Raw genomic sequence first — 9,225 nt, forward strand, 5'->3', positions numbered from 1 at the left:
GAAATATTATCCAAATCCAGTTGATGATAAATTACAAATCGAATATTTTGAAAATATTGTTCAAGTTGATGTTTATGATTTATTGGGAAGAAATATAAAAACAATTCAAACCAATAATAGAAATGTTGAAATTGATTTGTCTGAATTAAGTGCTGCAACCTATATGATTCAACTACAAACTGAAACTAAACAGCAGTTTATTAAAATAATAAAACAATAATAAAAACTGAAAGAGGAAGCTTCATAGATATTATGACTTCCTCTTTTTTTTTTACAATAATAATTTTTTCTAGACTTTTATAATCAGAAAATCCTAAACCAATTCCTCAATGGATTCACCATATTTTAATCGTAAACGCTGTTTTGCTTTTTTAACTCCGTGAATAGTAATACCAAGTAAATTAGCAATTTCTTGATTTTTTAAACCAATTTTATGTAACAATACAATTCTTAAATTTGATTCAGATAAATCAGAAAAATTCGTTTTAATATAATTATAAAGTTGAGGTTCTTCCTTAATAAACGAATTCTTAAACATTAGCCAGTTTTCGTCTGTCATAAGATGAGAAGAAATCAATTTATCCAATTCAATTTTTTCTTTGGAAACATCAGTTTTAGATGTTACAGCTAGTTCTTGAATTTCAGATTCTAATTGAACTATTTTATTATTTTTTTCAATTAAATATGATTTTATGGATTTTAAAGAATCATTTGCTTCAATTAATGCTTTTTCGATTTTAAGTTGTTTTAATTGGGCTGATAAAATCGAATTTTCATAGTTGACTTGTTGTAATTTAAATCGTCGTTTATAAATAAAAACAAAAAGTATAAGCAAACATAATAGTAAAACACTAATTATTATAAAAGTGGTTTTCATAAAAGAAGCCTTTTCTAATTTTATTTTTTCTGATTCAAACTTCCAATTTGCAATTTCATTTTTACTTTTCCATGAAATTTTCTTTAGCAATTCAGCTCCATCAATAGTATCAACAATTGGTCTTAAAATTTCAATTTTTCTTAGCAAAGTTAATTCTTGAACATTATTTTTTTCAGAAATTGCAATCGATAATAACGCTTTATTGACATCTAATTCGCATTTTTTTAATTTATCTTGCGTTGAAATATAACTCAAAGCAGAATTAAATACTTCCTTTGCTTGATTGTATTTTTTCTCTTCTAAATACAGATTGCCTAATCTAATTTGAGCAAACATAACGTTTTTAGGATTTTTTACATTACGCGAAATTTGAATATCATTAAGTAATAAACGTTCCGCATTTACAAAATCTTTATTTAATAAATAAATTTGAGCTAAATCTCCGAAACCTTTTGCTAATCGTAACGAATCACTATTTTTTTTTGCATATAAAATAGTTTCATTAAAATACTGGTTTGCTAATTCATATTCTTTTAAACTAAAGTAATTACAACCTATTGCATTGAGCATTGCGGCATAATCATTTTGTGTTTTAGGAGTTAATGTTAAAGCACGTTTCAAATACAGATTACTTATTTTTTTTTCATTAATAGATGTAAAAAAATAAGCATTATATTTCAAAACAGAAATCGGATCAACAATATTTTCATTTGGAATGTCAATTAAAAGTCTAGAAACATTGAAAAAATAATCCGAGGCATCATCATATTTATAAAATTTATAAAAATAAAAACCTATCTCAGATTCAACCCAAATTTGTAATCCAATATTATTGGATTGTTTTACTAATAAAAGTGCCTCATCGTATAATTTTGCGCATTTATTACTGATATCTTTAGTCTTTTTGGCATATAAATTTGCTAATAAAACTTTAGATATTATTTGAATATCTTTTCTTTGAGACTCATTCAAATTTTGTTGAAGTTTTGAAATTCTTTCTATTAATTTCTTTTCTGAAATTTCAGTTTTATTTTCATCAATAATCTTACTATAAAGAATATTGTCACTTTGAGCATATAGGCTAATGCTAAAGATAAAAAAGATAATTAATATGTATATTGTATTTTTGATAATTATTTTTCTCACAAATATACTAAATCACTAACTAAATACATAAAAACACAAAAGCTTACAATACAAATACTTACAGTAAAAAAAACATTTGTCTCCTATTTGTCCACCCCTGTTTTGAATATTTTTAATAGTAAAGCTATAATTTTACAGTACTAATTTTTATTTCAGCTCAGTTACGAAAATCACTTACAAATTAGTAAATACAAATTTTAAAAAACACAAAAACACTTAATAAATATTTGTTGTTAAACCGAGAAATTCCAACCAAAATTTCTCGGTTTTCATTTTTACAAAACAAATTGAAAACTACAAAAGAATAAAGAACATCTCAATCAAAAATTAAATCATTAAATAAAAATTTGCAATCCATATTATTGAGGTTGCTACTGAAGAAAATTATATATTTAGTAACAATAGCGTCCTAAATAAATTTAGTTTCAAAATAAACTTACTCATTAGCAAGGTGTAAACAATATTTCTATAATTTTATCATTCCTAAAATTCACTACCTTTTTAAGAGTTTTATTAAAATCTATTGTTGATACACTAATTTCATAGGTGAAGAAACTTTACCATATTTTTCCCATTTATTTTGACTTCCGAATTTATAATAATGAATTGAGCCTAAAGATGGAGCAATCATCGGTAGATTTAATATATTGCCATTTCCAGAATATTTTACCCATTGCACACAAACAGCAATATCTTCTTGAATAATTAAATTATAATCTTCTAATTCAACAGTAACCCAACCTGTAAAATCTTTTTCAATAGTAACAAAAATATTTTCTGAATTTAATAAAATTGCAGGTTTACCATTTTTTAAACCATAAATATTTACTTTAAAAGTATTCGAATCAAAATTATTTTCTTTAATATAAAATTGAAATTTTGATAATAAACTTGGCTTCTTGCTTCCTATATCAAAACGCCTTCCAATCTCAGTTCCCATATTAAAATTTGCATATTTTTCATTTGCAAAAATCACTTTACTTTTGGTATCCGTTTTTGATTTTCCTTCTGTATAAGTTTTCAAATTTCCGGATAAAATTTCCAATTCTTTCAAAAGAAAAACTTCTGTTTCCAAATTAATTCCAAGTGATTGATTGAAGCTTAATTCGCTAACACGAATATCTCTGGATTTAAATCCCAAACTTGAAATCCGCAAAGTATCATTAAAATCGACTTTATCAAGATTTAAAACAAAACTTCCATTATCATCTGAAATTGTTCCGACAGAAGAATTCAACATTCCAACATTTGCAAATACTATTGGATTATTTATTGAATCTAAAACAAAACCTTGAATAATTTTCTGTGAAAATATATTTAAACTGAAAAAGAAAAATATTAATAAAATGCTTTTTTTCATTTTTATAAAGATTGATTTATTCATTAACGTTAAAATTTCAATAATATTCTATTTCTTTTTAAACCGTATAATGAATTTAATTTCATAATTTTAATTATCAATCGATTAAAACCATTATGCAAAATTTCAGTTCCGAATTATTCAACTCGTTACAAACAAAACTTAAAACAGGAAATCGCCGCGGCGTGCATTTAAATGCAATACCAGGAAACTCGAGATATAAATTTGATTTAGCTAGATTCAGTCATATTTTCAAAAGTTTACCCGAACGTTTTATCCTTGATTTGCTGACGCAACGCAATATGAATTTTCGTTTTTCGATTTATGACAGACCAAATTCAGAAAACGAAAATACGTTTAAAAAGGAACGTTTAGAAATCGATTTTGATTCTGAAATCGATAATGGCGTTGAAGAAATTACAGATGAAAATCACAAGAAAATTTCGCAAAGTATTGAGAATTTAATTTTTCAGAATGAAGTAATTGAATCCGAAAAAGGAATCAATACATTGGGATTTGGTTTTCCGATTTTGGTTCGCCGTGATTTAAATGACGGGCAAATTACCGCTGCTCCGATTTTGATTTGGACTTTAAAAATCAAACAAGTTAACGAAATCAATACTTGGGAAATTTCACGAACTGAAGATGATCCTATTTATCTAAATGAGGTTTTAATCAATCATTTACAAAGTGATTGCGGAATAACTTTAGAAAAAATTTCGGATGAAATGCTCGAAGACGGAAAAATTGACAAAACGGAATTGCATCAAATTTGTACAAAAATTCTTGAACAATTAAAAATCCAACAAAATATAGATTTCCTTTTAAGCAATTATGAAGAAATTCCACTAATAAAACCCAAATCATTTTATGATGAAAAACTAGTAAAAAAAAGGGATGGATTGATTCTTAAGTCAGGAATATTTTCGCTTTTCGAAGTCCAAAAACAAAATATCATTAATGATTATGAAGCGCTAAAAACTTCATTCGTTAATCAACAAACTACTGAAAATAGTACTTTTCAAACATTAAGCGCAGTTGGAACAGATCCTTCACAACAACGCATTTTAGAAAATCTAAAATTCGAATCGAACATTTTAATTCAAGGACCACCCGGAACTGGAAAAAGTCAAACTTTGACCGCATTATTGATAAATGCTTTGGAAAATAAACAAAAAACAATTGTAGTTTGTGAGAAACAAACCGCTTTGGAAGTTTTACACAATGCGTTACAAACAAAAGGTTTGGGGCAATATTGCGTTTTGATTAAAGATTCGGTTTCGGACCGAAAAACAGTTGTAAATGCTGTCAGAGAAATCATTGACAATCCTGGTTTTAAACGTGAAGAACAAGGAACCTCAGCAATAAGTTTACAAAATTTAGTTACAAGCCTAAACGAAACAAAAGAAAATATAAATGGAACACATCATAAATTAAATTCAGTTGTAATTGAAAATAAAAACTGGGCAGATATTGTTGGAGCAATTCTTCAATATAAAAGAGAAAAAACGGATATTGATTTAGAAAATTTTACATTTCAATTTTCTAACGAAGAGTTTACACAATTACTAGAACTGATTGAGAAAGGTCAACCGTTATTTGAAAAATACAAACCTTTTCAAGAACAAACTTTTTTAGATTGGCAAAAATTGATTGCTATCAATTACTATTCAACTCAAGAAAATATCGACCAAGCATTTGGAAAATATCAAAAAGAATGGAATGAAATTGAAACGAAAATTAGTAATTATAAAATGTATTTCAACGAAAAAAGAAAAATACAATTCGTTGATAACATAGAAAAAATAAATAAAATCATCAATGAAGTTGAATTAATTAACGTTACGCTTCAATCGAATTCGGACGTTTTTGATTTAGAAAAAACTAATGGATTTTGGTATAAATTCACATCCATATTTTCTTCTACTAAAAAGAAAAACATTCAAAATCAGAAACGCTTACAAGAATTAAGTCTTGAAATCAAACAAATAAGTCAAGAAAAACATTTAGAAAGCATCGAAATTTCAGCTGATATTCGTTCGAATGTTTCAGAAATTTTAAAATACAAATCAAAAGTTGACAATGCTAAAAATCAATTTGTTGATAATTCAAATTCAGAATTTGAAGGTTTAGATTTTCTTAATATTTACGATAAATCAATTATCAATTCAGAAACAGAATCGATTGCAAATCAAATTAAAAACTTGATAAATGCATTAAAAAACGATGGCATTCTACAAAAAGTTAACATCGAAAATAATTTTTCTGATTTAAAAAAATATGTTGAGAATCAATTTTCGAGTTATAAATCTTACAAATCAAACAACGAGAATCCATTTTTAATCGAGTTTAATTGGTTTGTTTTTTATTACAATTTAAATGACTTTCAGAAAAATATTCTTGAAAAATTAAAACCGATTGAAAAATGGGAAGCTTCGCTTTTATCCATTTATTATTCTAAACTTTTACATCAACATTCAGATGAAAGTTTATTAATTGATTTGTTCGAATACAATGAATTTTCAAGTAAAATGAATCATTTTAATGTGGTTCAGAGCGATTTTATTAAATATTTTTGGAATCAATCGCAACGAGAAATCGTTAAGAAATTCGAAACTATAAACAAAGAAATTACGGTTGCCAATTTATACAACAAACGAAGTAGCACAAACCACAAACGATTAACTTTACGACAAATTGTTGCTCGTGATATCGATGTTTTCACGACGTTTTTCCCGATCATTTTGATAACTCCTGATAGTTGTAGCAACCTTTTTCAAGGCAAAAATTTCTATTTTGATAATGTGGTTTTTGATGAAGCCAGTCAGTTGAAACTGGAAGATAATTTACCGGCCATGTTAAAAGGTAAAAACATCATCATTGCGGGAGATGAACATCAAATGCCGCCCTCAAATTATTTTAGTCGTGTTTTTGATGGAAGTATTGAAGACGAAGATGATATTGAAACTGAAAATACCACAATCGAATCGGTTAATGCAATTTTAAATATCGAATCGTTATTGGATTATGCGTTAGAATTTAATTTTGACAAAAATTATTTAGATTTCCATTATCGTTCTAAACATCCGTATTTAATCGATTTTTCAAATGCGGCTTTTTATCAATCGAGATTGAAACCGCTTCCTGCGAAAAGCTCAGAAAAACCCATTAAATTTTATCAGGTAAATGGCATTTTTGAAGAACATATAAACGAAGAAGAAGCCGAAAAAGTGATTGAAATTCTTAAAAATATCAAACCTTCAGAAAATGGAAATTATCCGTCTGTTGGAATTGCAACGTTTAATATTACCCAACGAAATTACATCAAACGAAAAATCAACCATTTGATAAATCAAGAAGGTAACGAATCGTTTAGAGAACAAATTTCAGCACTTGAACAAGCGGGACTTTTCATTAAAAACTTAGAAAACATTCAAGGTGATGAACGCGATATTATCATCATTTCAACAACTTACGGACGTAAGAAAAACGGTAAATTTGTTCAAAGTTTTGGACCAATAAATCATACCAAAGGTTACAAATTATTGAATGTAATTATTACTAGAGCCAAAGAGAAAATCTATATCTGTAATTCAATTCCTGAAGAATTTTATCTGAACTATAGCGATGCATTAAAACAAGAAAAGAGCAACAACAGAAAAGCTGCCTTATATGCGTATTTAGCATATTGCAAAGCAGTAAGCGATGAAGACGAACAAAAGCGTTTGGAAGTTTTGAATGAATTAACGGCATCAAATTTAAAATCTGAAGCTAAAAATTTAGAGACGAACAACCTTTTAAATGAAGTCTATTCTGAATTAAAAACAAAATATCCGAATGCAAAAATTATAAAGAATCATCAATTTGGCGGTTATTTACTTGATATTTTATTCGAAATGGAAGGGCGAAAACCCATTGCAATTGAATGTTTAAGTAAACCGATTTATGTGGATGATTTGGCTTATTTAGAAGATATGCACAAAGAAAAAATATTAAAATTGAGTGGTTATGATTACCATCGTATTTGGTCGCAAAATTGTTGGCAAAATTTAAATACAGAGTTGAATAAGTTGAAATAAAAAACTAAAAAACATATAATCAAGTAATTATTTTTTTATATTTAGAAAAAAAATAATTATGATTAAAAACTATTTATACATCTTTATCCTTTTTATCACGCAGGTTGCTTTTTCACAAACTTCCTATCATCGCGTTTGGAGTGTAAAAGAAAATCGAAAAATGGAAATTGGCTCAGATTGGTTACATTTTATCCATGACGATGTCATGTATTATTTAGACCCAACTACCCCAAACAGTATTCAAAAAATTACTTTACCCGAATGTAACGTTAGTTTATTAGGAGAATTAGGTACTAGTACAAATACCCAAATTACGGATTTACACTTTAACGGTCTTGATAAAATCTTTATTGTTGGTAATACGACTCAAAGTAGTAATTTCAGTACCGAAGGTGTCTATCGAACGATTTATGAAGCCAATGATTTACTAAACAGCAGTGGTTTTGTCGCTTGTTTTACGTTGACTGGTGAACTTTTATGGTGTTCTTACAGTGATTGTATAGAACCTGTTCTTCAAGAATATACAAAAATTACAACCGACCCTCTAGATAATGTATATTTCGTTAGTTATAGAGATAAAGAGTTGAGTTTTGAAAATTCACCTTTTCAATCAGAAGCCAAAGAATATGACGGAATTCCTTTCACAGAATATACAGCAACCGTAACCAAACTAAACAATCAAGGGCAATTTGTTTGGGGGACTTTTTTCGGTGCCTATTTTTCATTTATTATCGACATAAAAGCGGTAAATGATGGAATTATATTCCTTGGTGGAATATTAACTCAGTCTAATATACCATTAACGGAAGATTTTAACCCTTTGTATTTTAGTACGCCTGGCGCCTATCAAGCAAACCCAAACTTAAACAACGATGGAATGTTTTCTAATAATATATTTATGAATAAATTCAATTTCGATGGAACTAGAGCTTGGGGAACTTATGTAAATGAGCAAAGAAGTTCACTACCTCGATTAGAAACTTCTTCAAACGAAATTTATGTTATATCATCTTATAATAATACAAGCGGTGGTTTTGTAAATTCAGCTACACCAAATGCATTTATCACAGATCCTGGAATTAATGTAACTAAAAAAATGTTAGACCGTTTTAGTGCAGATGGAACAAGTAAACTTTGGAGAACCTATACTTCTAATAATATATTTTCGGCATACTATGATAAAGTTACCATCAACACAGACGGAAATATTTGGCTAACCGGACAAACAGATAGTTTTACTGGAATTTCTACAGCAGATGCCTACCAAATAGCTAAGAACCCAGCCTATTCATATAATCTTTCACATTCAGATGGATATCATTTGTTGTTATCTAAAGATGGCTCAACGGTTCTATATGCAACTTATTTCGGTTTTGATGGTAAAGACGAACCTCGCTCGCTTTTTCCAACAACTGATGGATATTATTCGATAGAGAAAACTAGTAAAAACAGTAATGCTAATAATTTTATTACACAAGGAAGTCCATTAAATCCTGATGAAGTTGGAGCAAATACTTACGGAGGAACTATTTATACGCGTTTTACAACAGATTTATTAAGTTCAGATACGTTTGATAAAAAGAAAATAAGTATTTATCCTAATCCAACTACAGATGTTTTGCATATTACAGGTGAATTACAAAGTTTTACAAAACTTGAAATGCACAATATGCTTGGGCAAAAAGTTTTACAGCAATCGGTTAATAATGAAGAAATCGTTTCTGTAAATACAGAATCAATAAGTGTAGGAGTTTATTTGTTAA

Annotated in this window: 5 protein-coding genes; 3 read left to right on the forward strand and 2 right to left on the reverse strand. The window is 27.8% G+C overall.

The genetic code is table 11. The annotated features are described in order from the left end of the window. The coding region (locus EG240_RS15510; protein ID WP_148096360.1) for a T9SS type A sorting domain-containing protein at positions 1-220 on the forward strand (220 nt) is incomplete at its 5' end. Between the two features lie 93 nt (positions 221-313). On the opposite strand, the gene EG240_RS15515 is transcribed toward EG240_RS15510, so the two are convergent. Together EG240_RS15515 and EG240_RS15520 are read right to left on the reverse strand one after the other, a co-directional pair. Next, positions 314-1,849, reverse strand: a complete 1,536-nt coding sequence (locus EG240_RS15515) for a tetratricopeptide repeat protein (RefSeq protein ID WP_125020248.1) — start codon at positions 1,847-1,849, stop codon at positions 314-316. A 694-nt stretch (positions 1,850-2,543) separates the two neighbouring features. Next, positions 2,544-3,383: a carboxypeptidase-like regulatory domain-containing protein gene (locus EG240_RS15520; protein WP_158612035.1), complete on the reverse strand. Its 840-nt coding sequence runs from the start codon at positions 3,381-3,383 to the stop codon at positions 2,544-2,546. A 116-nt stretch (positions 3,384-3,499) separates the two neighbouring features. On the opposite strand from EG240_RS15520, the gene EG240_RS15525 reads away from it, so the two are divergent. Together EG240_RS15525 and EG240_RS15530 are read left to right on the forward strand one after the other, a co-directional pair. Next, on the forward strand, positions 3,500-7,462 hold the full coding sequence (locus EG240_RS15525; protein WP_125020250.1) for an AAA domain-containing protein: 3,963 nt from the start codon (positions 3,500-3,502) through the stop codon (positions 7,460-7,462). 58 nt (positions 7,463-7,520) lie between these two features. After that, the coding region (locus tag EG240_RS15530; RefSeq protein WP_148096361.1) for a T9SS type A sorting domain-containing protein at positions 7,521-9,225 on the forward strand (1,705 nt) is incomplete at its 3' end.

Source organism: Paenimyroides tangerinum, from assembly GCF_003865405.1.
Taxonomy (GTDB): domain Bacteria; phylum Bacteroidota; class Bacteroidia; order Flavobacteriales; family Flavobacteriaceae; genus Flavobacterium; species Flavobacterium tangerinum.

What these genes read in the sequence shown, in the direction of transcription:
- EG240_RS15520 (WP_158612035.1), bottom strand. Translation starts at nt 3,383, where the DNA reads ATGAAAAAAAGCATTTTATTAATATTTTTCTTTTTCAGTTTAAATATA.
- EG240_RS15525 (WP_125020250.1), top strand. Translation starts at nt 3,500, where the DNA reads ATGCAAAATTTCAGTTCCGAATTATTCAACTCGTTACAAACAAAACTT.